The organism is Campylobacter sp., from assembly GCF_019423325.1.
GTDB lineage: Bacteria > Campylobacterota > Campylobacteria > Campylobacterales > Campylobacteraceae > Campylobacter_B.
This window is the reverse complement of sequence record NZ_JAHZBQ010000003.1, coordinates 15,126-38,363: the sequence shown is the minus strand read 5'-3', so window position 1 is coordinate 38,363 and position 23,238 is coordinate 15,126. Positions and strand designations below refer to the sequence as shown.

The following is a 23,238-nucleotide window of genomic DNA, read 5'->3' as shown; positions in this document are numbered from 1 at the left end:
AAAGGATGAAACATGAATATGATCAACATAAATTTCGGTCTGTTGTTTATCAGGTTGGGGCTTGGAGTTTGTCTTTTAATGCACGGAATTTTTAAGCTTACTCACGGTATCGACGGCGTAAAATCGATGCTGATAGCCAGAGGAATTCCGGATTTAGTGGCTTACGGCGCATACGTAGGCGAGGTGCTGGCGCCAGCGATGATAATCATAGGCGTATTTTGCCGCATAGGCGCTCTGCTTGTGATCGCAAACGTGCTCATGATAATATATGTCCTACATACTCCGTTGAGCGCACTTACCGGCGTGGGCGGATTTGAGCTGGAAATCGTATATCTGTATCTTTCCGCTGCGATCTGCCTAGTGATCTGCGGCGGCGGAGAGTTTGTACTGATTAGAGATTAAAATTTAGTTAAATTTACGTTTCTGTAAGTTTAAACAAAGTATAATCCAAATCTTTTTGAATAAATTTTTGTGAAAGGAAAGATGTGCCAACCATAAATCAATTGGTCAGAAAAGAGCGCAAGAAGCTTACCGAGAAATCGAAGTCTCCGGCGCTAAAGAATTGCCCTCAACGAAGAGGAGTTTGTACTAAGGTCTACACCACGACCCCTAAAAAGCCAAACTCTGCGCTTCGTAAAGTTGCCAAAGTAAGGCTTACTAGCGGATTTGAAGTCATCAGCTATATCGGCGGTGAAGGTCACAATCTACAAGAGCACTCCATCGTGCTAGTTCGCGGCGGTCGTGTAAAGGACCTACCGGGCGTTAAATACCACATCGTCCGCGGTGCACTCGATACTGCAGGCGTTGCGAAACGAACCGTTGCAAGATCAAAATACGGTGCTAAACGACCTAAAAAATAGTTTAGCCGAAACAGACCGGTACTAGGTTTTGCCGAGTTTGAGTAAAATTTTAAAATTTGAAGGAATAAAATGAGAAGAAGAAAAGCTCCCGTTAGGGAAGTTATGCCCGATCCGATTTATGACAGCAAAGTAATCACAAAATTTATTAATTCGCTTATGTTCGACGGCAAAAAGAGCGTCGCTACCGAGATCATGTACGGCGCCTTAAATTTCATCGACAATAAAGGCGGCGAGAAGAAAGGTATTGAAATTTTTAACGATGCCATCGATAACGTTAAGCCTTTGATGGAGGTAAAATCTCGTCGTGTAGGCGGCGCAACTTATCAGGTTCCGATCGAGGTCAGGCCGGCTCGCCAGCAGGCTCTAGCTATTCGCTGGATCATCTCTTTTGCGAGAAAAAGAAGCGAACGCACGATGATAGAGCGCCTGGCTTACGAGCTTATGGACGCCGCAAATTCTAAAGGCTCTTCATTTAAAAAGAAAGAAGATACCTACAAGATGGCGGAAGCCAACAAAGCTTTCGCGCATTATCGTTGGTAGGAGGGCATTATGGCAAGAAAAACCCCTTTACATATGGTTAGAAATATCGGTATTGCCGCCCACATCGATGCTGGAAAGACGACTACAAGCGAAAGAATTCTATTTTTTACTGGCATGAGTCATAAGATTGGCGAGGTTCACGAGGGCGCTGCTACTATGGACTGGATGGAGCAGGAGCGCGAGCGCGGCATCACGATTACGTCTGCGGCAACTACCTGCTTTTGGAATAATCATCAGATAAATTTGATCGACACCCCGGGCCACGTTGACTTTACTATCGAAGTCGAGCGCTCGATGCGCGTTTTAGATGGTGCGGTAGCAGTATTTTGCTCTGTAGGCGGCGTTCAGCCTCAAAGCGAGACCGTTTGGCGTCAAGCGAATAAATACCATGTTCCGCGCATTATTTTCGTAAATAAGATGGACCGCGTCGGCGCAAATTTTTACAATGTCGAGCAGCAAGTAAAAGATAGGCTCAAAGCACATCCTGTTCCTATTCAAATTCCGATCGGCGCAGAGGATGATTTCAAGGGTGTTATAGATTTGGTTACTATGAAGGCGCTCGTTTGGGATGATAGCAAGGGTCCTTCTGCTCCCGAGATCGTTGAAATTCCTGCTGAATTACGAGAAAAAGCGCAAGAGTATCGCGACAAGATGATTGAGGCGGTAGCAGAGACTGATGAAGCTTTGATGGAGAAGTATTTTAACGGCGAAGAGCTAAGCGTAGAAGAGATTAAAAAGGGCATCAAGAAAGGCTGCTTAAGCCTAAGCTTCTTTCCTATGCTATGCGGTACCGCATTTAAAAATAAGGGCGTGCAACCTTTGCTAGATGCGGTCGTAGATTATCTACCTGCGCCTGATGAAGTGCCTGCGATTAAGGGGCAGTATGAGGATGGCAGCGAGGTTCATGTAAGCTCTACCGACGAGGGCGAGTTCGCGGGCCTTGGATTTAAGATTATGACCGATCCTTTTGTAGGTCAGCTTACCTTTGTACGCGTTTATCGCGGCGTTTTGGAAAGCGGCAGCTACGTCGTAAATACCGGCAAGGGCAAAAAAGAGCGCATCGGTCGCTTGCTAAGAATGCACTCGAATAAACGCGAAGAGATCAAAGAGCTTTACGCAGGCGAAATAGGCGCCGTCGTGGGTCTGAAAGATACCCTTACGGGCGATACTCTAGCTAGCGAAAAAGATAAAGTAATTTTGGAGCGTATGGAATTTCCCGATCCCGTTATCAGCGTAGCGGTAGAGCCTAAAACCAAAGCCGATCAAGAAAAAATGGGTATCGCGCTTCAAAAATTGGCGCAAGAAGATCCGAGCTTCAGGGTCGCGACCGACGAAGAGAGCGGACAGACGATCATTTCGGGAATGGGCGAGCTGCACCTTGAGATCATCGTAGATAGAATGCTTAGAGAATTTAAAGTCGAGGCCGAGGTCGGACAGCCGCAGGTCGCATATCGCGAGACTATCCGCAAAACGGTCGAGCAGGAGTACAAATACGCCAAACAATCGGGCGGTCGCGGTCAATACGGTCACGTATTTTTGCGCCTAGAGCCTTTGGAGCCTGGCGCCGGATATGAGTTCGTAAACGATATCAAAGGCGGCGCGATTCCGAAAGAATATATCCCTGCGGTAGATAAGGGCTGCCAAGAGGCGATGCAAAACGGCGTTTTGGCGGGATATCCGGTCGAGGATGTGCGCGTAACGGTCTATGACGGAAGCTACCACGAAGTCGATAGCTCCGAAATGGCGTTTAAGCTCGCCGCTTCTATGGGCTTTAAAGAGGGCGCTAGAAAAGCGGGCGCCGTGATCTTGGAGCCTATGATGAAGGTTGAGGTAGAAACTCCCGAGGAGTATATGGGCGACGTCATCGGCGATCTAAACAAGCGCCGCGGACAGGTCAATAACATGAGCGAGCGTGGCGGTAACAAGATTATCGACGCGTTTTGTCCGCTTTCGGAGATGTTCGGCTACTCGACCGATTTGCGCTCTCAGACGCAGGGTCGCGCTACCTATTCGATGGAATTTGATCACTACGACGAGGTTCCTAAGAACGTCGGCGAAGAGATCATCAAAAAGCGCAACGGCTAATTTAACGGGCGCTAGGGCGCGGCGATAGTTTTATCGCCAACTCCCGGCGCTTCTTTAAATTTTAAAACGGCGCTTAAATTTAACCCGCTTTACGAGCCGAAATTTAAACTCACACCCTAGCTTCAAATAAAATTTCAACCCATAAGTTTAACTCCTGCCGGTCGCAAATTTAGATCAAAAAATTTCAATTAAATTTAAAAATTCAAAACATAACTTAAAATGCGCTCATGATGCCGCGCCCATCGTTTTACTAGAGATTTATTCATTAGCAGAGAAAGCACGCATGTCGCTATAGCGCTTTGATTTTTATTCACGGACAAAATCGCCGTAAGCTGGATCGCTCAAACAGGGTGAAATTTTACTTTCAGCGCAGCCTTATACTAAGATCACAATCCAGAGAGCGTTATATTAAGTCACGATATTTTAGCAGAGTATTTTGATCGCACTACTTTGCGCCGTAAAATTTCATCTTAGCGTAGCCGATCTATACGGCGATCATATCCGCCGAGCCGACGCCCAAGCTCGCTTGTTTTCGGATTTAGCAGGTGTTTGCTTTCGCGGGCTATAATGCGCCCGTTTTAAATATTTCAAAATAAAGGAAAATTATGCAACAAACCAAATTGCAAGGCGTAAGCGTTAGCCTTTCGGGCAGCGAGCTTAAGCTGGGAGATAAGGCGCCCGAGATCAGCCTAGTCGCGGCCGATCTTAGCGAGGTCAAAGTGGGCGGCGGCACGGGCAAGGCGCAGGTCATCATCGCCGTGCCGTCCCTGGACACGGACGTGTGCGCGACCGAGACTCGCAAATTTAACGAGCGCGCCGCGAGTATAAAAAATACCGAGGTTTTCGTGGTCTCGATGGACCTGCCGTTTGCCGCGGGCAGATTTTGTTCGACCGAGGGGATCAAAAATTTACGCGCCCTAAGCGATTTTCGCGATAAGGAGTTTGCGCGCGCATACGGCGTGCTGATCGCGGACGGGCGCCTTGCTCGCCCGCAACTTTAAATTCTAAAATTCCGTGGCGTCCTGAAATTTAGCAGGCCGCGGCTGAATTTCGGCGGATCTGCGCCCGTGATCCGCTTTGTGTAGTTTGCAACAGAATTTTAAAATTCTATCCCCAATCAATTTATAAATTTATCTCACATTCGGTATGCTTTTCGATCCGTCGGCAAATATTTTGGATTTAGAAAAAACAGCGCGCGATCGAGGTTAAATTTTAGCGCAAAAATACAGGCGGCAGTATCGCCGCTAGGCTAGACGAGGCGCAGATGAAATGCGGATGAAATTTGCGATGGGAGCATATATGCAATACGTTACTGAGCAAATTTTAGACACAACGACGTATAGCAAAGCGAGACAACGCACGCTATTTTTCTTTAGACGAGGCGGAAATGAGCCGAATGAAGGAGCGTATATTTATAATAAGTGACTGAAATTCGGCGAAATTTCTAACGACGTATAAAGAAAAAAGGGGTCGCTAGGTGTTAAAGTCTGGATAATCCCACGCATTATATTCATCCGTCAGATTATCGTTCTCCGCTCCCTTGCAGCACAGCCACTCTAGCCCGCCGCGCCTCTCCATCACGACCTCTTCGTCGAGCCCTGCGCAGTCTGAGCCGTGCACTCGGGCATTGACGCACGCCCAGTGGTAGCGGTAGATGAGATCGAGCGCCTGCAGGATTTCATCCGTGCCCCGCAACTCTACGCGCGCCGAAAAATCGCCGCCAAAGGTATCCATCACAAAGGCGCAGTCGCAGATCTCGCTCGGAAAGCTGAGCTCCTCCACGAGCCCCATCGCCCACATCAGCGCCCACAGCGACTCGTATTTCCAGCCCATATTTACGGCCTCGTCGCGGCTTGCCTCGCCCTGCGTGACGCGGCGCTCCATGCGCGTGAGCTTGTCTATACAGCCGTAGCGGTTCGTAAGAAAGTCCCGCGCGCCCTGCTTATCCTCATCCGCGAGTTTGCCCTCGTCCCTGATCGAGCAGGCGCACATTATCGCCGCGTACGAGCAGATCGCGCGAGCGATGACTTCGTCCTTTTCGCGCGGGATGACCTCGTCCGTCTCGTACCGCAGCGGTAGATGATCGATATACGGCACGCCCTGCGATTTTAAAATTTCGATGCTTATATCCTTGCGCTCCTGCGCGGTCTTGCCGATCTTTGCGGCGTTTGCGCTATTTTTGCCGCCTTTTTTGAAAAAATCTGAAAATGCCATGAGCTCTCCTTAAAATTTTAAACGTATTTTAAAACAATCGCGCAAAATTTTAGCTTACGGCGGCGACGCAGGTTTTTTAAATTTAAGCTCAAACCGAGCTTTGCAAATCGGACGGAAATTTCACGCTACGCTACAAATTTATGCGGCGTCGCGCAGGATCGCCCGTGCCAGTAATGAAGCCTAATGTGGCGTCTGAGTGGATACGTTTATAGTAGCTAAACGCTTAAATTTGCAGGCGTTTTAAATTTATAGCCCTTTGCGAGCCGTCTGCGGCAAGCGGTACAAACTAGCGGCGGCGAAGGCGGCTTTGAGATCGCGCGGCTGCGATATGGCGGAGCGACCTTTCGCTTACATAGACGCCCTTGCGCGAGCGATCGCCTTTTCTTGCATAACCAAGCCGTTTAGGCGGGAAAAAGATTAAATTTTAAAAGCGCGCGTGATCCAAGCGGCGCTTTTTTGCGTAAGCGCCGCCTTTGCTCACGCTAGCGATGCCGCCCGTTTACGGTGTCGTAATATTCGGCAGTTTGTCGTCGTTTAGATCAAATTTTAAAATTTTACCGTCCACGCAGCGCTTCGCGTAAAAATAATCTTTGTAAAAAGAAGCGCCGCAGCTAAGCCCGCGACCGATCGCTTCGTCGTTTTTGAGTTTATTTCCGGAGAAAATTTTCCCAAGTAGCCGCGCCCGGATTTTTTGCGACGAGCCGCAGCGTGATCATCTCTATAGCTTCTTACGTTTCTGCTCGCCCGTGCCTTCTATGATGCTTCGATACATATCGTCGTAAAATACCTTTGCAGGCAATTCGGACTCTTGCGGCGATTCCAGCGAGATAAAAAATTTTAAGCTTTGCCTCAGGTCGGTTAAGTTTTGGAGGTCATTCGAACCTGTTTTGGCGGCGCCATAGGCGCTCTTTTTTGCAAATATACCGTCCCGCCGTAGCCGGCAAGGATGTCCGCGATATACGGAATAAAATCGCCGAGCGGCATAAGAAGGTGGACGCGGGGCATTTTATCTGCGTTTTAAATTTTACTCTTTATGGCTTCAGGGGTCGCGCGCCGCTTTTAATCGATGCTTATCTTTTGATCGCGCGTTCACATAAGCAAAACGCGCTTTGTCGCGTAAATTTAAAAAGCGGCGCCCGAATTTAGCCGAGCGCCGCAATTAAAATTTAACCGATTCGCGCACTCAAACGAGCGGTGCCGTCTGGCGCACATCTCGGTTAAATTTAAGCGGGTGCGATCAATACTTAAATGAGCTACCCGGCTCGATCAACTTAACCTTTTGCTTATAGTTCATCTTAAGCACCGCAGCAGGCCCGAGCACGGTCGCCTTCTCGCCTTCGAGCCAAAACGCCGTACCCTCCGGCATCGCATAAACGGTCGATTTTTGATTAGCGATCAAAAATTCCTCCAGCCTCTCCTCTCTACTCTCGCCGTTGTGCCCCGCAGGCTTGCCCGAGATGAAGTGCGGATTGATCTGGTGCGGGAAGATGTTGAAGGTATTAAACGACTCGGGCTCGATGATCGGCATATCGTTCGTCGTCATCATCGTAGCGCCCGCGACGTTCGAGCCCGCGCTCCAGCCGATATACGGCGTGCCGTCCTCGACCATTTTGCTAATCAGAGCGATGAGCTCGTTTTCGTACATATCGTGCACGAGCTTGAAGGTGTTGCCGCCGCCTACGAATATGCAATCCGCGCTCGCGACTTCCTTCGCGGCATTTTTAGCGTGGTGGACGCCGACTATGTTTAAGCTTAAGCTCGCAAGCGCCTCTTTGACGCGCTTTTCATATTCGTCGTAGCTCCTGCGAAGGCTTGCGTAAGGGATGAAAACGATCTTTTTGCCCGCGAGGTTGTTCTCCTGCGCAAATTTACCGATCCACGACACCGCGTGCGATAGATACTTCGTGTCTTTGTAGCCCGAGCTTGAGAGTAGCAGCGCTCTTTGCTTGCTATGATCGCGCTTTGAGAGCTTAAACGCCTTTTCGCTCGCAGCTAGTTCGCTCGTACCGAGCATCGCAGCGCCCGCCGCCAAAGCGGCCACCTTTAGTAGGTCTCGTCTTTGATTTTGCATCTTTTCTCCTTTAAATCAAAGTTTGTATTTACTTTAAAATTATATTCCTTTACATATAAAGAGGGGCTGAATATTCGGTTTAAATTTCGCTCGCCCCAAGGCCTCGGCAAGGTAAAATTTAAAACTACCAAATTCCGAAATTCAGCGAGGCGCTGCGTCGTAAAATTTTTAAAGCGCGGCTAAATTTAATGAAATTCATGGCGCCGACACTAGGTTAAATTTAGTGAAATTTACGCTTCGTCCTTTGAAATATAGGTGCTTCGATTAAAAAGATAACACGCTGCAAAAGCGAGAAAACAAGGCGATAACACATTGGAGCCGCTCAAGAGCAAGCTTATTATCCTCTCATTATTTTTAGCGACCAGCGCCGCTATTATGAGCGCAAGTGGATAGAGGATTAAAGTCACACTGGCTAAATTTTCGATTATAAAAACTGCCAGAGAAAAACATTGATTTTTTATAAAAAATTTGCTGTATTTTTTCGTCGGATAGCTCTTTAGATAAATTTTCGTAAAAATATATGGCAAAATCAGCACCGCAGCAAGAGAAAAAAGCCCGCCCAGAACGTTATTCACAAAGCTTGTAAACCACGAAACTAGAACCGTAAAGCCCACAAACGTCATGCTAGCACGTCTGATAAGTCTATGCGTGTCGTAGCGATTTTTTAGATTGCGCGGTATATTTTTAAATTTTGCGTCAAGCTCATTTAGTTCGTCCAGTCTTTCCTTTACGGATTTTGCGCTTTGAGCCGCTAGGACAGACTCTCTGCGTAGATCCGGGGTCCCGGAGGCGGGTGTATATGAGCTTTTATTGAAAAAATAGCATATCGTAAAGATTAACAAGCAGATCGGAGCTGCGATAAGACAGTATAAAAATCCGAAAACCTCAAATCCTTCGCCGTCTTTATAAATTGACATCCAAATAAAAAGTAAAATCGGATACAAAAGCAAAACTATGCTGGCAAAATTTTCTATCGTAAAGACCAACAAACTATCTCCTTGATCCTTGATAAAAAGGTTGCTGTATCGCTTAGTCTTAGTGTATCTTAAAAAACAGATCGTCGCGCATATAGGCAAAACTATTATCGCGACATCACAAATATCTCTAAAAATTTTAGACGACGATTCTATACCGATATTCGAAAAAAGCAAATCAAGAAAAAACATTAGCATTAGCGAGAAATAGATGGTTGTAGCTGCCGACGAATAATACCCTATAATCACGCGTCTAATAAATCTATGCATATCGTATCGCTTCTTTAAATTTTCAGGGATAGCGGCAAATTTCTCGTCCAGCTCTTTTGTATCTGCTTGAAATTTCTCGTCCACAGCTCGCTCCTTTTATAAAGTGCTAAATTTTAGAAATTATATCGAATTTAGCGCTGCAAAGCGGCTACATTTAGGTCTAAATTTAAACGCGAAAAAGTATAATTACGCCATGGTTTTGACGCAAAATTTGATCTATGAAATTTTACCCTTGTGGAGGAGATCCCCGCGGGCAGGGTCGCTAGCTACGGACAGATCGCGCGCCTGATCGGGCTGCCCGCTCACTCGCGGCTCGTGGGGCGCGTGCTCTCGCAAGCGTGCTCTACGGCGATTACCCGTGCCACCGCGTCGTAAACCACGCAGGCGCCTTGGCGGCGAGCTTTGCGGCTCAGCGCGAACTGCTAGAGGCCGAAGGCGTGAAATTTAGAGGCGAGCGCGCCCGTATAAAAAAGCACTGCTGGGAGTGCTAAGGCCTAATCGCCGCAGACTGAAGCACGGAATTTGCGGATCGTTTGAAGCGCGAAATTTTGAATTGTCTGCGACCATGGAATTTTAATTTATAAAATTTTTAGATCCGCGCAGGTTTAAGCGGCGGTAGCGGCAGCGCTACCGATCGCTAAGAGCCTGCGAGCTTTATTTGCTTGTAGATGCGGCGCAAATCATCATGCGCGAAAAGATAGAATTTTATCTTTTTTACGCGGCGGTTTAAACGCCGCACTAAGCGGCTCCTTGGCAATCAACCCCGCCGCAGTTTTACGAAGCAGATGCGACGCCGCTTATTAGTTTTTTCGCTGCAGGCTTTCGCGCCTGTTTCGGCACCGCTTATAGATTTTGGCTATCGTAAATTTTGACCCAAAAAGGCAAATTTGGCCGCTAATTTTAGTCAAATTTAAGCTCCTTCGCGAAAAATGCGACGCCGTTTTTTAAAGACATATAAAAATGCCTAGCAAATTTAACGCGCTCACCGATCCGATATTTAAACTCGCAAGCCAAATTTATCCTCAGGATGCGGGTAAATTTACCCTAAGTCTGAAAGCAAAAGACAAAATAAAGCCAAATTTAAGGCGTAAAGCATTGCTGAATATTAACTAAAACCGCATATAATCCGGACTCAAATCAATAAAAAAGGACAAAATGAATGAACTATCAAAACTCCCGACTCCCGATATCGCCGAGCACGGCGCGTTTTTCCCGTCGCCGTTTTCGCTGTCGCAGTTTACGGCGCCCGTGAGTGATCTGGCGGATTTTAATTACGAGAAAAAATACGACGACGATAAAAAAATCCTCATCATCGCGGCTGACGAGCGGTATTTGCTGATGGACAACGAGACTTTTTTCTCCACTGGCAACCACCCTGTCGAGACGCTCGTGCCGATGTATCATCTGGCGCAGGCGGGCTGGGACTTCGAGATCGCGACGCTCTCTGGAAATCCCGTAAAATTCGAGTTTTGGGCGATGCCTGCGAAGGACGAGCGGCTCAAGGGCTTTTTTGAGAGCTACGCGACTAAATTTAAAGAGCCTAAAAAGCCCGCTGATATCGTAAAGAAGGGATTTGACGAGTATTTTGCGCTATATATCCTGGGCGGCCACGGCGCGCTGATCGGGCTTGACGAGAGTCGCGACGTAAAGGCCGCACTAAAATGGTTTCATGAGCAGGGTAAATACATCATCACGATCTGCCACGGCCCAGCCGGGCTGCTAGCCGCGGCGCTTGACGAGGATAAGTTTTTGTTCGAGGGCTACGAGCTCGTGCTGCTGCCCGACGTCATTGATCGCACCTCGCCCGATATAGGCTACATGCCGGGCCATCTGCGCTGGTATATGGGCTCGCGGCTAGCAAAACTTGGGATGAAAACCCTAAACGAAGGTATCGACGGCGCCGTGCACAAAGGCCGCAACCTGCTCTCGGGCGATAGTCCGCTAGCGGCCAATAACCTCGGCAAACTGGCGGCTAAAACGCTTTTAGAGTCGCTGTAAATTTTACGCCGTTAAGGTCGGCATCTCGGCATAAAATTTTAATTTTTACGCGGCGGAAAAATTTAAAATTTCAAAGCGTGCCCGCTTCGGCTTTAAATTTAATGATCGCCGTCCTGCGCGCGGTGTAATCGTTTAAAATCGCCGCTCGCCTTCGATTTGCAAGCGATGCGCTGTGCAGCGTCTAAATTTAAGTATTCAAATTTTATCGCACTTTTGCGCGCGAGCATTAAAATCTTTTGCGGCCTTTTAAATTTGCCGCTTTGCGCCACCGTGCTCTTCGCGGGCGTAAAAAAATCCTCGCATATCGACGCCCCTTGGCTGCAGCAGCTTTATTTTCCTATCGATGCCCCGCCCGCGTAGCCCGTGAGGCTGCCGTGCGTGCCTATGACGCGATGGCAGGGGATGATGATCGAGATTTCGTTGTGCCCTACGGCGCCGCCCACGGCTTGCACGGACATCTTCGCTAGCCCGCGTGCTGCGGCGATTTCGCGCGCGATCTGCCCATAGGTCGTGGTTTTGCCATATGGAATTTTAAGCAAAATTTCCCACACGGCGCGCCTAAACGCCGAGCCTACGGGATTTAGAGCGGGCGTAAAACCGGGCTCACGTCCGCTAAAATACAGATCGAGCCAGCGCTTAGTTTGATCGAAAACGACCAGGTTTTTCTCCTCAAAGTACCCGCCTTGCTCGTTCGCGCAAAAATTTCTGCTCCCGCCTTGCGCCGAAAGATTGGTCGCGCGAGGTTTTTTGCCCGCATCCTGAGCCGCAAAATCGCACATGAAGAATTTTTCGCTCGCTATAAGTGTATGTGCGCAGAATTTTACGTCCGCGCCGCTCGCCGCTTGCCGCTTTTGCCACAATATCGCTCTTTTTCAACGCCGCAAAATCGCGCCGTGTTTCGCTAACGATGTGCTGCTCTTTTGCGAGCAGATCGGCCCGCCCCACTTTTTATCCGCACCGCTTTTCGCCTCTAGCGCACGACCTTTCTCGCAGCAATCTTCTCTCGCGGCGGCATCTGTTTTTGCCGCAATATCGCGCGCGTAGAATTTGTCGTCTGCGCTGCTTGCCGCGAGAGCGTGCGCGTAGTATTCCTCGCCTTCGAACCACAGCCTGCAAAGCCCCGCCTCATCGCCCGCGAGCGTGAGTTTGCCAAGCGGAGAGTCGTAATATGCGATAAAATTTCATCGTTGCTTTTGTTTTGCGATTAAATTTAGGCGCCGCAAATAGCGCCTAAATTTCCCAAATTTCTAAAATTTGCGGACAGATTTTAGCTAGCTTTGCTTAAACTCCGCCTTTTGCGCGCTGCTAGGGTCGCTAATGGCTTCGAATTTAGCAAAAAGCTCCGCTATCTCAAACCAGCCCGTTAGATTTAGATCGAATTTTTCCAAATTCGCCTCGGACAAAAACTCCAAATCATGATCGTAAAACGCGATCTCGCCGCTATTAAAGCTCACGAGCCACAGATCGCCGGTGCCGCTATCTGCAAAGATACAAAACTCGCGCAATAGCTTGCTATCGCCCTCAAAAGGAAATTTCGCCGCGTCGTTGCAGTGCGCGATCTCATACTCTTTCAGCACTCTAAAATCGCTCGCAATCTCCCTACCGAAGTATCCACCTAGGATATTTTTTAGCTCATTTTTATTCAAATTTTATCTCTCCGCTTTAGTTTCGTTTTTTGACGTAGAGCATAAAAAAGCCGACCATCGCCGCAAAAATCACGCACATCGCAAGCGTCACGATGAGCGTGCCGTGCGCCGAGTCGCTTAAAAACAGCCCCGTCGTGTTCATCCCGAAAAAGCTCGTGATGAAATTTAGCGGCAAAAGCAGCGACGAGATGATCGTGAGGATGTAGATATTGCGGCTGATCTTGTCGTTTTTGAGACCTTGGATGAACTGATAGATATCCTCGATCCTGACGGCGTATTCGCTCATCACGCCTTTGAAAACGCCCGCTTCGTAGGCGTAGTTTTTCAGCCGCTTTTTAAGGGCCGCTTGCTCGTTTCCGCAGATGAGCAGCGCCTCGTAAAAATGCGAAATTTTGTTTTGAAATTTGCGGATTTCGTATTTTAGGATCGAATGCCTTTTCATAAATTTTGAAAAATCGCCGTGGCGCGTGTAGATTTTTTCGTAATTCTCAAGCTCCGCGGAGTGCTCTAAAATTTTATCGCGGTACTGCGCTAGGATCTTTTTTACGACTGCGAAAAACTCCTCCTCGCTGCTAAGCCGCACCTCGGCGGCACCCTCTTGCAAATAGATTGCGCCCGCGTCGAAAATAAAGCGGTAGTTTTGCTCGCGCGGCGCGTCCGTCACAAAGTACACATACTCGCGATCCTCGGCGTAGTAGTAGCCCGAAACGCTGCGCTTTTCGGTAATCGGGTTCAATGAGGCCTCCTTATTCAGTCGTTTTAAATTTATGGAATTTTAGAATTTCGTTGCAGATTAGAATTTTGAAATTCCGCTGCCTATAAGAATTCCGAAATTTCGCCACTAATAGGAATTCTAAAATTTCGCCGCCACTTAAATTTTATCGTATTTGGAATTTCAAAATTCTTTTGCGCTTGGAATTTTAAAATTTTGTGAGCTGTAAATTTCGGCTAAATTTTAAAATTTAGCATGCCGTAATTCAACCCCTATTAAAATTTAACGCGAGCCGTAAGGCTCGCCCCTTGAGCGTACCAGGGGTTGGGGGATTTTAAGGGGGAAGGGGGAGCGCCTCGCAAAACGAGCGTAGCGACGCAAGGCTTAGCCTGGCAGCGTTTCTTGCGAGCACAGCGAAGCAGAGCAAGTAGCGCCCCTTCCCCCTTAAGAGAAAACGTCGCCACGACCTAATCTCTAGAGATAAAATTTTATATAGCGAAATTTTAAATTCCAAATTTATATTGCCGTTTCGCTATTTATAAATTTAAAAGTAGCACTTGCCTTTATAAAATTCCGTTTAAATTTTAACCCACGATATGTTTCTCTTGGGGCGGGAAGGGGCCCCAATTACGAGGTCGCTCCCCTTCCCGCCCCGAAAGAAATACACAAAGAGCTAAAAATACTGAAATTTAACATAGTGAAATCTTTATAAATTCGAGCCGGCGTATGCGTTACACATAATCCGTAAGGGGGGGCGGCGCTCAGAGTTAGCGGGGCGCCCCCTTACCAACCCCCACCCGCGCGACGCTAGCGGTGCGGACTACGTCCGCGCTTATTTTACATTGCGACTACACCGTATGAAGTTCTGGTGCAACTACATTTTTATAAAATTTAACGCAAAGCCATACTGAAAACGGCTGTATCGTGTAAATTTGGCGCAAGTTCTCGCTGAAATTTATCGCAAAGCTAAACTATAAAACTCTTGTGCAAAACTGTATTAGAATTTCGCCGCAGAATTTTAAGGTAAAATTCTGCGTCTAAGCTCAGTACCGCATTTGGGGCGGGAAGGGAGCTTGAATTGCGAGGTCGCTCCCCTTCCCGCCCCAAGCCCCACCCAACCCCCGACGACGCTTTAAGCGGTGCGGACTACGTCCGCGTTATTTAAATTGCGGCTGCGCCGCATGAAATTTTAGCGAAAAGCCAAGCTATAAATCCCACGGCGAAATTCCGCGTCTAAATCATTCGCGCTCGCGTCTGAAGCGAAAGGGTCTTCGAGCCTAAGCCTAAAGCGAGACGACCTTTGAGCCGAAGCCCCCTTCTGCGGGCGTGCCGTCGCGAAAGCCCTTGACGCTGGGGTGCGATTTTAAAAACTCCTTTACCGCGAACGCGAGCTTGCCCGTGCCGATGCCGTGTTTCACGATGATCTCATCAAAGCCCATCACGAGGCTTTGGCTGATAAATTTATCAAGCCTGCTGATCGCTTCCTCGGCGCGCAAGCCGTGCAGATCGAGGCTCAGCGACGCGGAGGCGGGCTTTTGCACCTTGATGCTGATATTTTTTGCGGGCACGGGCGCCGCGCCGCTGCGCTTTAGCTCGCTAAGCGGCACGCGTAGCCTGATACCGTCGCTTAGCATCAGCGCCTGGGTTTTGCTGAGCGATAAAATTTCGCCCTTGATCTTGCCGTATTTTACGCGATCGCCCACCTTGAGGCTTTGCGGCTCGGGCGTGCCGAGTTCGGGCTGCTGCACAGCCCGTGCAAGCTCGTTTGCGCGGTTTATGGCGCGCTGCTTTTCGCGCACGTCGCTTAGGCTCACGCTGCGTTTGGCCTCCGAAATGGCGCGGTAGTATTCGTTTTGCAGCTTTGAAAGCTCCGCCTTCAGCTCGCTTTGCGCGCGCTCGCGCTGATCTTTTAGCGCTTCGCTCAGCGCATCCAGCTTCTCCTCTTTTTGCTGCGTCTGTGCCAGCTTTTGTTTTAACTCAAGCTCTAAATTTATCGCTTTTGAGATCGCTTCGTTTAGGTTCTCTTTGTTTTCGCCGTAGTTTTTGCGCGCCGCAGCGATCAAATTTTGCGCTATGCCGTAGCGCAGCGCGGTTTCAAAGGCGTAGGATTTGCCGATCGTGCCCTTTAAAAACTCATATTTCGGCGCGCTGTTTTTCTCGTCGTAAAGTGCCGCCAGCAGCTCCACGCGCGGATCTTTCGCAAGCAGCATCGCCAGGCGCTTATGATGCGTGGTGATGATCATCTTCACGTCGCTGCTTATCAGCTGCTCGATCATCGCGCCGTATAGGCTTGCAGCCTCCTCAAAATCGGTACCCAGCTCGATCTCATCGACGCCGATTAGAATTTCTTTGCGCCCGAACAGCTTGCTAAAGGCAACCATCCTACCCGCGAAGGTCGAGATGTCGTTTTTGGAGTTTTGCGGATCCTCCATTACGAGCTCGAACTCCTTAAAGGTGCCGATGCGGCTGAGGCTTGCGCGAATAGGCATCGGAAGGAGGTACTTGGCTAGCAGCGCCGCGCTTAGAATGCTTTTTAAAAGCATCGATTTTCCGCCCGCATTCACGCCGGTGATGAGCAGAATTTTACCCGTAAATTCGACGCTCACGCGCTTTGGATTTTTAAGCGCGGGGTGGGCGAAGCTGTCTAGGACGATGTCGCGCGAGGGCTCAGGCAAGACGAACTCATAATCGCTCGCTCTTGCCATCGCGGCGCGCGCAATCAGCGCGTCGATCTGATCGAAGGCGATGTTTATAAATTTCAAAAAGGCTAAGTTTTTATTAAAAACCGCGCTGATCTGCTTGCAGTGCTCGAATACGATCTGCTCTTTTTTATCCAAAATCGCGCTTTGAGCGGACTTCAGAGCCGCGATTGCGTCGGGAAGCACGTAAAAATAGCCTCCGCTTGAGCGCGCTACGACGCTGCCTTTTAGCACATGATTAAAGCCGCCGCGCACCAGCAGGGCCTCGGTGTCGCTTATGTAGTGGATCTGCGTGTCGGCGAGATAGGGCGAAAGGGCTTTGGAATAGATCAGCCTTTTTAACGTCTGCTCGATCTCGCCCTTTTTTATTTTAAACGCCTCGTTTAGCGCGCCGAAGCGCTCGTCTATCGCGTCGCGAAAGCCGCCCTGGTCATCGAAATAATCCTTTAATTGCGCAATGGGCGCAGGAATCTCGATCTTCGCAAGCCAAGCGGAGAGTTTGCCCTCAAAAGGCTGCTTTTTGAGATATAAAAAGTAGCGAACGATCTTGCTAAACTCGTAAATTTCGCTGATATGAAGCACGCCATGCTTTGAGATGCGCATCAGCGCGTCGTCTAGGTTCGCGACGCTTTCGCACTGCGCGAGATCAAATTTCGTAAGCTCCGAAATTTTTTCAAAATTTAGCTTGCTATCGCCGCTTAAAAACAGCGGCTTTTCGCGCGCCAAAAAGCTTTTAAATTTCTCTAGGTACTCGCCTAGATCGAGGCGCATAAAGAGTTCGTCACTGATCATAAACGCACTCTTTAATCTTGTAGGTTTTGCCCTTAAACTCCGCGTCCGCGCTCTTTTTGGCGATGAAAGCGCCCATCGAAAAGGAGTAGGTGAAATTTTCTCGTGTTACGATCTGCGCGGAGCCCTGCTCTTTGTCTGCGGCAAAATTTTGCGTAGTTTTAGAATTCTGCGCGGAGGCTTGCGGACTATAGCTTTGCGCGTCGTCTCGTTGCGCGGAATGTTGCGTAGAATTTTGTGAGGCAGAGCTTCGCGTACCTCCTTGATTCTCGGAATTTTGCGGCGTGAGACTCTGCGTATCGTTTTGTTGCGTAGAATTTTGCGAAGTAGGGCTTTGTGCGGAATTTTGCCCGTCCGAGACGGTGCCGTTTATTTGCGCGGCTGAAGCCTGCTCGTTCGTTTGAGCGGCGGAGCTTTGCGTAGCGGAAGCGGCCTCGCCTTGCGCGTTTAAATTTGCTTCGTCGGCTTTCGCGCCCAAATTTTTCGCATCCGCGCCGTGTTTTTCGGGATAGGAATTTGCCGCGCCGCGTGTTTCAGAAGCGGAATTTATTGCGCCGCCGCATCTTAATCTGGCGCCTGCGTTAAATTTAGACACCATCTCCTCCTCAAGCTTGGCGGAGTGCTCGCTCGCGCTTTCATAAAGATACGCTCCCGCGCACAGCAGCACGATCAGCACCGTGGCGATGATTTTGGCCCTTTTGCTTAAAATTTCGTCCCGCACGAAAAAGATCGCCGCGATAAATAAAAATGCGAAAACAAATACTAAAAATCTCAAATTTTATCCTTGCCCGCCCGCTGCGGAGTTTGTCTAATAAATTTGGCGAGAGCTTTCAAGCTTAAAATTCTCCGCGCAGCTGATAGGTGATGTCGCCTGCGCCAAATCCGATCACGAGGCCGTCGTTTATGATGTGGCGGACGCCGAAAATATCGCTAAATTCTATCTTCTCGCCGTTTCTAAAGACCCTCTCGGTAAATAGCGCTCCGAGCCCCTTAAATTCCTCTTTTAGATCGATACCGTTGCTAGGTTCGCCCGCGGCGTAAACGGGCAGCACCACTAGCTCTTCTACACCCGCAAAGCACTCTTTAAAAGCGTTTAAATTCGCCTTAAGTCTGCTGAAGCGGTGCGGCTGAAAGATCGCCGTGATCTTGCTAAGACCTAGCAGGCTAGCGTATTCGCGCGCGCTTTGCAGCGTCGCTCTGATCTCGGTAGGATGGTGGCCGTAGTCGTCGATGAGCACGAAGTTTGGGGTGGCGCACAGGATGTCGAAGCGCTTTTTGATCCCTTGGTAATTCAGTAAATTTTTGCGGATCTGCTCTAGCCCTGTCTCGCACGCTGCGGCTAGGATCGCCAGCGACGCGTCTATGGCGATGTGCCTTCCTAGCCCGTAAACCTCGAAGCGTCCGAGCTCTTTAAGATTAAAGCTCATAAAGGGCTGATGATCGCGTAGCAGCACCTTTAGATCCGTTATGTCGCGCGAAGGAAAGAGCTTGATACAGCCGAGCTTTATCGAGCTTAAAAACTCATCCTCGGCATTTATCACGCGGATCTTGGCGCGCTCCAAAAAGCCGCGATACGCCGCGTGAAATTTATCCAAATCGTTGTCGTAATGATCCATATGTTCGGGCTCGGCGTTGGTAACGACCGCGACGTAGGGATTGGAATTTAAAAAGCTTGAATCGCTCTCGTCGGCTTCAAAGATGATATTTTCGCTGTTTTCGTATTTCATATTCGAGCCGAACTGCTTGGAGATCGCGCCGATGATAACCGAGCCGTCTATCAGCGCCGAGGTTATCGCGCTCGTGGTACTTTTGCCGTGCGCGCCGGCGACTGCGAAGACGCGCTTGTCTTTTAGCACGAAGGGCAGGGCCTCCTTGCGCGAGAGGCAGACGATCCCTTTTTTGCGCGCGGCTTGCAGCTCGACGTTGTCCTCTTTGATCGCGGCGGAGTAGATGACGATCTCCTGATCCTTAATCGCCGAAGCGTCGTGCGGAGTGATGATCTCCATGCCGTCCGCTCTTAGCTTGTAGGTCGTCTCGCTCTCTTTGATATCCGAACCCGAAATGATAAAATTTTTCTCGTGTAAAAATCTCGCTAATGCGGAGATGCCTATGCCGCCGATGCCGATAAAATGAACCTTTTTCACCTTTGTCCTTAAATATTATAATAGAAAATTACGTTTAAATTTTTAAATCCCGCGTCGGCGAAATTTAAAAATTTAAACCATTCCCGCGCGCCTTGAAATTCGCCTTTAATTACGAGCTCGCAGCGTCATGCAACCCCGTCTCGCTACTTTTAAATCCGCTTTTAAAATTTAGCGATCTAAATTTACCTTTAGAATTTCGCCTTTTAAAATTTGAGCGTTCGAAATTCTGCGCTTAAAACTCTGCTTTGAAACGGGAGCGCTTAAATTTTACGACTCAAACTCGTCGTTAAAATTTAGCAGCGAGCGGGGCGCCGCCGTGCCTGCCGCATCGTATCGCGCACCGAAGCCGCGTAAATTTCGGTAAATTTCGTCGCACGTCCATTATTTAAATTTAACGCCCGAAATTTAGCCGCTTGAGCTTCGCGGCAAAACTTATTCGCTGCTTTGCGCTTTAAATTTAGCCGATAAATTTACCCACATAAATTTAAAATTTCATCGAAATTCTAAATTTCAGTGCGCCCGTTGATCGCCTTTATTAGCGAGAGCATATCGACGTTATCTAAGCTCACGCCCGTAGGCACGCCTTGGGCGAGCTTGGTGAATTTCAAACCCAGATCCGCGAGCTTATCCTCGACGTAAAGCATGATCCCGTCGGAGTTGATGCCCGGCGTCAGCGCGAAAATCAGCTCGCTCGCGCCGTTTTGCTCTACCATGGCGCGCAGCGCCGCGATTTTATCTTCGTCAGCGGCGTCTAGCACGAAGTAGCGGCCGTTGTAAATTTTATTACTCTCTAAAATAAAGATATCTTTTGGGTTTTCGACGATGCAAATTTTATCGCTTTCGCGCTCGTCGTCGGCGCAGTATTCGCAGATCTCGCCTTCGCATACCGCTCCGCAGATGCGGCATCTGTGCAGTCCGCGCACCGCCTCTTCGATATTGTGCGCTAAATTTAGCCCTAGGAAGGAGTTTTGCACGCTTACGTAGTAGGCAAAGCGCAGGGCGGATTTTTTGCCCACGCCGGGGAGCTTTTCAAAGCTTGCTACGAGCTCTTCGAACCTGTCTGTGCCGCTCATATGGCGCCCTTCGGCGAAAAGACGATCGAGAAGTAGTGTGTGCCGTCGCTGTAATTGTACTCGAAGCAGAATTTATGCAGCTCGCAAATTTTATCGATGATATAGAGCCCAAGCCCCATGCCGGTGGCTTTCTCGTCTTTATTTCTAATGAAAGCCTGCTTGTAGTGCTCGAATGATTTTGCAAGCGCCGCTCCGCGGTTGGCGACGCTTACTTTGTTTTCATCGCAGATGATGCGGACTTTTTTATCGCTGGAGTATTTTAGGGCGTTATCAATTAAATTTTTAATGGCTAGTGCAAATAGCCCGAAATCCACGTTTATCACCGCGTCACACTCGATATCCGTGCTGATGAGCTCGTCCCAATTATCGAGCATAGACATATCTTTTACTTGCTCTAAAATGAGGCTGAAATGATAATCCTGATAGTTGAGCGAGTAGCTTTTTGAGAGTAGTTGCTCGATTTTGGCAAACTCGTTGATTAAAATTTCAAGCCGCTCGAAGACATTTACGAGCCGCTCTTTTTGTGTTTCGTCATCGAGCATCTCCGTAATGAGTCTACCCTTGCCGATCGGGGTTTTGAGCTCGTGCATGATGGTGCGCAAAAACAGCTGGCGCGAGCGGATCAGCTCTTGAATTTTAGCAATCGCGTTGTTAAATTCCTGCGCGACCTGCCCAATCTCGTCCTCGCTATGCGTGGCGGCTAAATTTACGTCCAAATTACCTTGGGCGAATTTTTTGATATTTTTGCTTAGTTTTTTTAGCGGCGTGAAGCTTCGCACGATTGATAGATAAAGCGAGATTAAAACCGCCATCGTAAGCAGAAACCCGACCCAGAGCGGATCGTTTAAATTCTTCGTGCCGAGGCTTTCGAAAACCACGACGAAAGAGTTGTTTTTTATATTTAAAAACAGTGAATTATTATACTCGACCGAGCTAAACTCGCCGATAGAAGTGTCTTGAACAAAAAAAATTTTACCACTCGTGATGATGTTTTGGATGATATTTTTGTCTTTTACAAGCTCCAAGCCATAGCTGGAGAAGTAGCGCTCAATATCGCTGGGAGGGGCATTACGCTTGTATAGCTCAAGTAGATTATTGACCGCGTTTATTTGATTAGCCTGCATGCTGCCTAGAGCTCTATTCATCTGCATCCGTGCGAACGTGATGAAAAGCACGCAGACTAAGATGATCGCGATTACAAAAAAAACCGAAATTTTGGTGATTAAGGAGTGCTTCATCCGATGAGCTTGTAGCCGATACCGCGAACCGAAAAGATATGCTTAGGCGCTTTGGAGCTGTCGCCGATTTTGGTGCGTAGGCGTCCGATGATGACGTCTAAGCTCTTTGAATCTTTATCTTTTAGGCTCTTGCAATGGTATACGAGCTGTTCGCGAGATACCGAAAAGCTATGCTGCTTGATTAGATATTCTAAAATTTCATACTCCGCAGGCGTTAGCACTAGCGATTCCTCGCCGAAGTAAATTTCATGGCGCTTATCGTCGATACGAAATACGCTATCGGTGGCGGTTTCTTCCTTCTCGCTAGCTTTTTTATAGCGGCGGATGAGGCTCATAATGCGCGCGTGCATCTCCTTTGGATCGTATGGCTTTGGCAGGTAATCGTCCGCGCCGATCTGAAGACCCACTACGCGATCGCTCACGTCGCTTCTAGCCGAGCTGATGATGATCGGAATGTCGTATTTCTCGCGAATCTCTTTGCAAACCTCAAGTCCGTCCATCCCCGGAAGCGTAAGATCCAAAATCAGCAGATCGTAGTTTTTGATCCCAGCGCTAATGCCCAGATACGGGTCTTCGAAGTTTGTAACTTGGATGTTAAATTTAGCCAGATATTCGGTTAGAAGCTGTGCGAACTCGCTGTCGTCTTCTATCATCAATACATTTATCATTTTTTATCCTTTGAATCGTTGATTTGAAATTTTAAATATTGCATTATACATAAAAATAGTTAAGTCTTAACTTGAGTTTTATTAAATTTAGATAAAATTGCCCCTTTTGTTATAGCTTAAGGAGAATTTCGTGGAAGAAGATTATTATGAAATTTTAGGCGTGGCGCGCGATGCGGACGCCGAGACGATAAAAAAGGCGTTTCGAAAGCTCGCTTTGCAATTTCATCCCGACCGCAACCAAGGCGACAAGGAGTCGGAGGAGAAATTTAAAAAGATCAACGAAGCGTATCAAATTTTAAGCGACGATCAAAAGCGCAGGATGTATGATCGCTACGGCAAAGAGGGCATCAGCGGCGCATACGGCGGCACGGGCGGCAGAGGATTTGATTTTAGCTCCATTTTCGGCGATTTTTTTGAGCAGGCATTCGGCGGCGGCGGTCGCTCGACTCGCCCTAGCGATCCATACGGCATAGATACCGAGCTAGCCGTAACGCTGGAATTTAAAGAGGCTCTAGAAGGCGTTCACAAGGAGATAAAATACAAGATCAAAAAGCCGTGCTCCACCTGCGACGCTACCGGCTCGAAGGATAAAAAAAGACATACCTGCTCCGCTTGCGGCGGTACCGGGCGCGTCGCTGTAAGGCGCGGATATATGAGCTTCATCCAAAGCTGCTCCGAATGCGGCGGCACGGGCGAGATCGTAAAAGACAGATGCAAGGATTGCGGCGGCAAGGGCTTTACCGAAGAGGACGTGAGCCTTAAATTTGACATCCCCGCAGGCATAGACGACGGACAGCGCGTGCGCCTAAGCGGCAAAGGCAACGTCTCCAAAACCGGCGAGATCGGGGATCTGTACGTGATAGTGCGCGTGAAGGAGGATAGCCACTTTCTGCGCGACGGAGATGACCTGTATATCGAGGTGCCGGTGTTTTTCACGCAGGCGATCTTGGGCGAGAGCATCGAGGTGCCGACGCCGCGCGGCAAGGCAGAGCTGAAGCTCAAAGTAGGCACGAAGGACAAGCAGCGCTTCACGATCTACGGCGAGGGCGCGCCAAATATCCGAACTAAGAAAAACGGCGATCTGATCGTGCAGGTAAACGTCCAGACGCCTAAAAAATTGAACGAGAAGCAAGAGGCGCTTTTGCGCGAGCTTCAAGAAAGCTTCGGCAGTAAGGGCGGAGACGACGAGGGGATACTCGATAAGATCAAGAATTTTTTCAAGTAAACTGCCTTGATCTGCCTTACGCGGCGATTATT

At 48.7% G+C, this 23,238-nt stretch carries 22 protein-coding genes and 1 pseudogene; 9 read left to right on the top strand and 14 right to left on the bottom strand.

Going from position 1 to position 23,238, the window contains the following annotated elements; all coding sequences use genetic code 11:
- Nucleotides 1-12 precede the first annotated feature (12 nt).
- From QZ367_RS08005 to tpx, 6 genes and pseudogenes are all read left to right on the top strand, one after another.
- Nucleotides 13-402 carry a DoxX family protein gene (locus QZ367_RS08005; protein WP_291939385.1) on the top strand — a complete coding sequence of 130 codons (390 nt, stop codon included), beginning with the start codon at nt 13-15 and terminating at the stop codon, nt 400-402.
- 83 nt (nt 403-485) lie between these two features.
- Nucleotides 486-860, top strand: a complete 375-nt coding sequence (gene rpsL, locus QZ367_RS08000; protein ID WP_291939381.1) for a 30S ribosomal protein S12 — start codon at nt 486-488, stop codon at nt 858-860.
- Between the two features lie 69 nt (nt 861-929).
- Nucleotides 930-1,400 carry a 30S ribosomal protein S7 gene (gene rpsG, locus QZ367_RS07995; RefSeq protein WP_177386837.1) on the top strand — a complete coding sequence of 157 codons (471 nt, stop codon included), beginning with the start codon at nt 930-932 and terminating at the stop codon, nt 1,398-1,400.
- Between the two features lie 9 nt (nt 1,401-1,409).
- Complete coding sequence (fusA, locus tag QZ367_RS07990) at nt 1,410-3,485, top strand: elongation factor G (protein WP_291939378.1); 2,076 nt, start codon at nt 1,410-1,412, stop codon at nt 3,483-3,485.
- 436 nt (nt 3,486-3,921) lie between these two features.
- Nucleotides 3,922-4,053: a hypothetical protein gene (locus QZ367_RS07985; RefSeq protein WP_291939376.1), complete on the top strand. Its 132-nt coding sequence runs from the start codon at nt 3,922-3,924 to the stop codon at nt 4,051-4,053.
- 37 nt (nt 4,054-4,090) lie between these two features.
- Nucleotides 4,091-4,471 (top strand): annotated as a pseudogene (tpx, locus tag QZ367_RS07980) (thiol peroxidase); the annotation flags it as partial.
- Between the two features lie 487 nt (nt 4,472-4,958).
- Here the strand turns inward: tpx and QZ367_RS07975 are convergent.
- From QZ367_RS07975 to QZ367_RS07960, 4 genes are all read right to left on the bottom strand, one after another.
- Nucleotides 4,959-5,699, bottom strand: a complete 741-nt coding sequence (locus tag QZ367_RS07975; protein ID WP_291939374.1) for a DUF4272 domain-containing protein — start codon at nt 5,697-5,699, stop codon at nt 4,959-4,961.
- An 858-nt stretch (nt 5,700-6,557) separates the two neighbouring features.
- Nucleotides 6,558-6,704, bottom strand: coding sequence for a hypothetical protein (locus QZ367_RS07970; protein ID WP_291939372.1), 147 nt, complete (start codon nt 6,702-6,704; stop codon nt 6,558-6,560).
- 232 nt (nt 6,705-6,936) lie between these two features.
- Nucleotides 6,937-7,770 carry a dipeptidase PepE gene (gene pepE, locus QZ367_RS07965; protein ID WP_291939371.1) on the bottom strand — a complete coding sequence of 278 codons (834 nt, stop codon included), beginning with the start codon at nt 7,768-7,770 and terminating at the stop codon, nt 6,937-6,939.
- A gap of 230 nt (nt 7,771-8,000) precedes the next feature.
- The gene (locus QZ367_RS07960) at nt 8,001-9,098 is read right to left on the bottom strand and encodes a hypothetical protein (RefSeq protein ID WP_291939369.1); all 1,098 of its coding nucleotides are present in this window, start codon (nt 9,096-9,098) and stop codon (nt 8,001-8,003) included.
- Between the two features lie 150 nt (nt 9,099-9,248).
- Between QZ367_RS07960 and QZ367_RS07955 the strand changes: the two genes are divergently transcribed.
- Nucleotides 9,249-9,389 (top strand): MGMT family protein, encoded by a 141-nt coding sequence (locus QZ367_RS07955; protein WP_291939368.1) that lies wholly within the window; start codon nt 9,249-9,251, stop codon nt 9,387-9,389.
- 780 nt (nt 9,390-10,169) lie between these two features.
- Nucleotides 10,170-11,012: a glyoxalase III HchA gene (gene hchA, locus QZ367_RS07945; RefSeq protein WP_291939365.1), complete on the top strand. Its 843-nt coding sequence runs from the start codon at nt 10,170-10,172 to the stop codon at nt 11,010-11,012.
- A 329-nt stretch (nt 11,013-11,341) separates the two neighbouring features.
- Here the strand turns inward: hchA and QZ367_RS07940 are convergent, their stop codons facing one another.
- The 10 genes from QZ367_RS07940 to QZ367_RS07900 all read right to left on the bottom strand — a co-directional run bounded on the left by QZ367_RS07940 (nt 11,342) and on the right by QZ367_RS07900 (nt 21,981).
- On the bottom strand, nt 11,342-11,872 hold the full coding sequence (locus tag QZ367_RS07940; RefSeq protein ID WP_291939363.1) for a methylated-DNA--[protein]-cysteine S-methyltransferase: 531 nt from the start codon (nt 11,870-11,872) through the stop codon (nt 11,342-11,344).
- Between the two features lie 12 nt (nt 11,873-11,884).
- A complete protein-coding gene (locus tag QZ367_RS10405) occupies nt 11,885-12,187 on the bottom strand; it encodes a hypothetical protein (protein ID WP_367116692.1) in 303 nt (100 codons plus the stop codon).
- A gap of 96 nt (nt 12,188-12,283) precedes the next feature.
- Nucleotides 12,284-12,658 (bottom strand): hypothetical protein, encoded by a 375-nt coding sequence (locus tag QZ367_RS07935; RefSeq protein ID WP_291939361.1) that lies wholly within the window; start codon nt 12,656-12,658, stop codon nt 12,284-12,286.
- A gap of 16 nt (nt 12,659-12,674) precedes the next feature.
- Complete coding sequence (locus tag QZ367_RS07930) at nt 12,675-13,394, bottom strand: CorA family divalent cation transporter (RefSeq protein WP_291939359.1); 720 nt, start codon at nt 13,392-13,394, stop codon at nt 12,675-12,677.
- 1,259 nt (nt 13,395-14,653) lie between these two features.
- Complete coding sequence (locus QZ367_RS07925) at nt 14,654-16,861, bottom strand: endonuclease MutS2 (protein WP_291939358.1); 2,208 nt, start codon at nt 16,859-16,861, stop codon at nt 14,654-14,656.
- Entirely contained in the window at nt 16,851-17,633 is a 783-nt protein-coding gene (locus QZ367_RS07920) for a hypothetical protein (RefSeq protein ID WP_291939356.1), read from the bottom strand. Before QZ367_RS07920 ends, QZ367_RS07925 begins: the two co-directional genes overlap by 11 nt.
- A 61-nt stretch (nt 17,634-17,694) precedes the next feature.
- Nucleotides 17,695-19,002, bottom strand: a complete 1,308-nt coding sequence (gene murC / locus QZ367_RS07915; protein ID WP_291939354.1) for a UDP-N-acetylmuramate--L-alanine ligase — start codon at nt 19,000-19,002, stop codon at nt 17,695-17,697.
- A 503-nt stretch (nt 19,003-19,505) separates the two neighbouring features.
- On the bottom strand, nt 19,506-20,075 hold the full coding sequence (gene recR / locus QZ367_RS07910) for a recombination mediator RecR (protein ID WP_291939353.1): 570 nt from the start codon (nt 20,073-20,075) through the stop codon (nt 19,506-19,508).
- Nucleotides 20,072-21,313 carry an ArsS family sensor histidine kinase gene (locus QZ367_RS07905; protein ID WP_291939352.1) on the bottom strand — a complete coding sequence of 414 codons (1,242 nt, stop codon included), beginning with the start codon at nt 21,311-21,313 and terminating at the stop codon, nt 20,072-20,074. Before QZ367_RS07905 ends, recR begins: the two co-directional genes overlap by 4 nt.
- Nucleotides 21,310-21,981 carry a response regulator transcription factor gene (locus QZ367_RS07900; protein ID WP_005870149.1) on the bottom strand — a complete coding sequence of 224 codons (672 nt, stop codon included), beginning with the start codon at nt 21,979-21,981 and terminating at the stop codon, nt 21,310-21,312. The genes QZ367_RS07905 and QZ367_RS07900 overlap by 4 nt, the downstream gene beginning before the upstream one ends.
- 130 nt (nt 21,982-22,111) lie before the next feature.
- Here QZ367_RS07900 and dnaJ point away from each other — a divergent pair, with 130 nt between their 5' ends.
- Nucleotides 22,112-23,206 carry a molecular chaperone DnaJ gene (gene dnaJ / locus QZ367_RS07895; protein WP_291939351.1) on the top strand — a complete coding sequence of 365 codons (1,095 nt, stop codon included), beginning with the start codon at nt 22,112-22,114 and terminating at the stop codon, nt 23,204-23,206.
- The last annotated feature ends 32 nt before the right edge of the window (nt 23,207-23,238 follow it).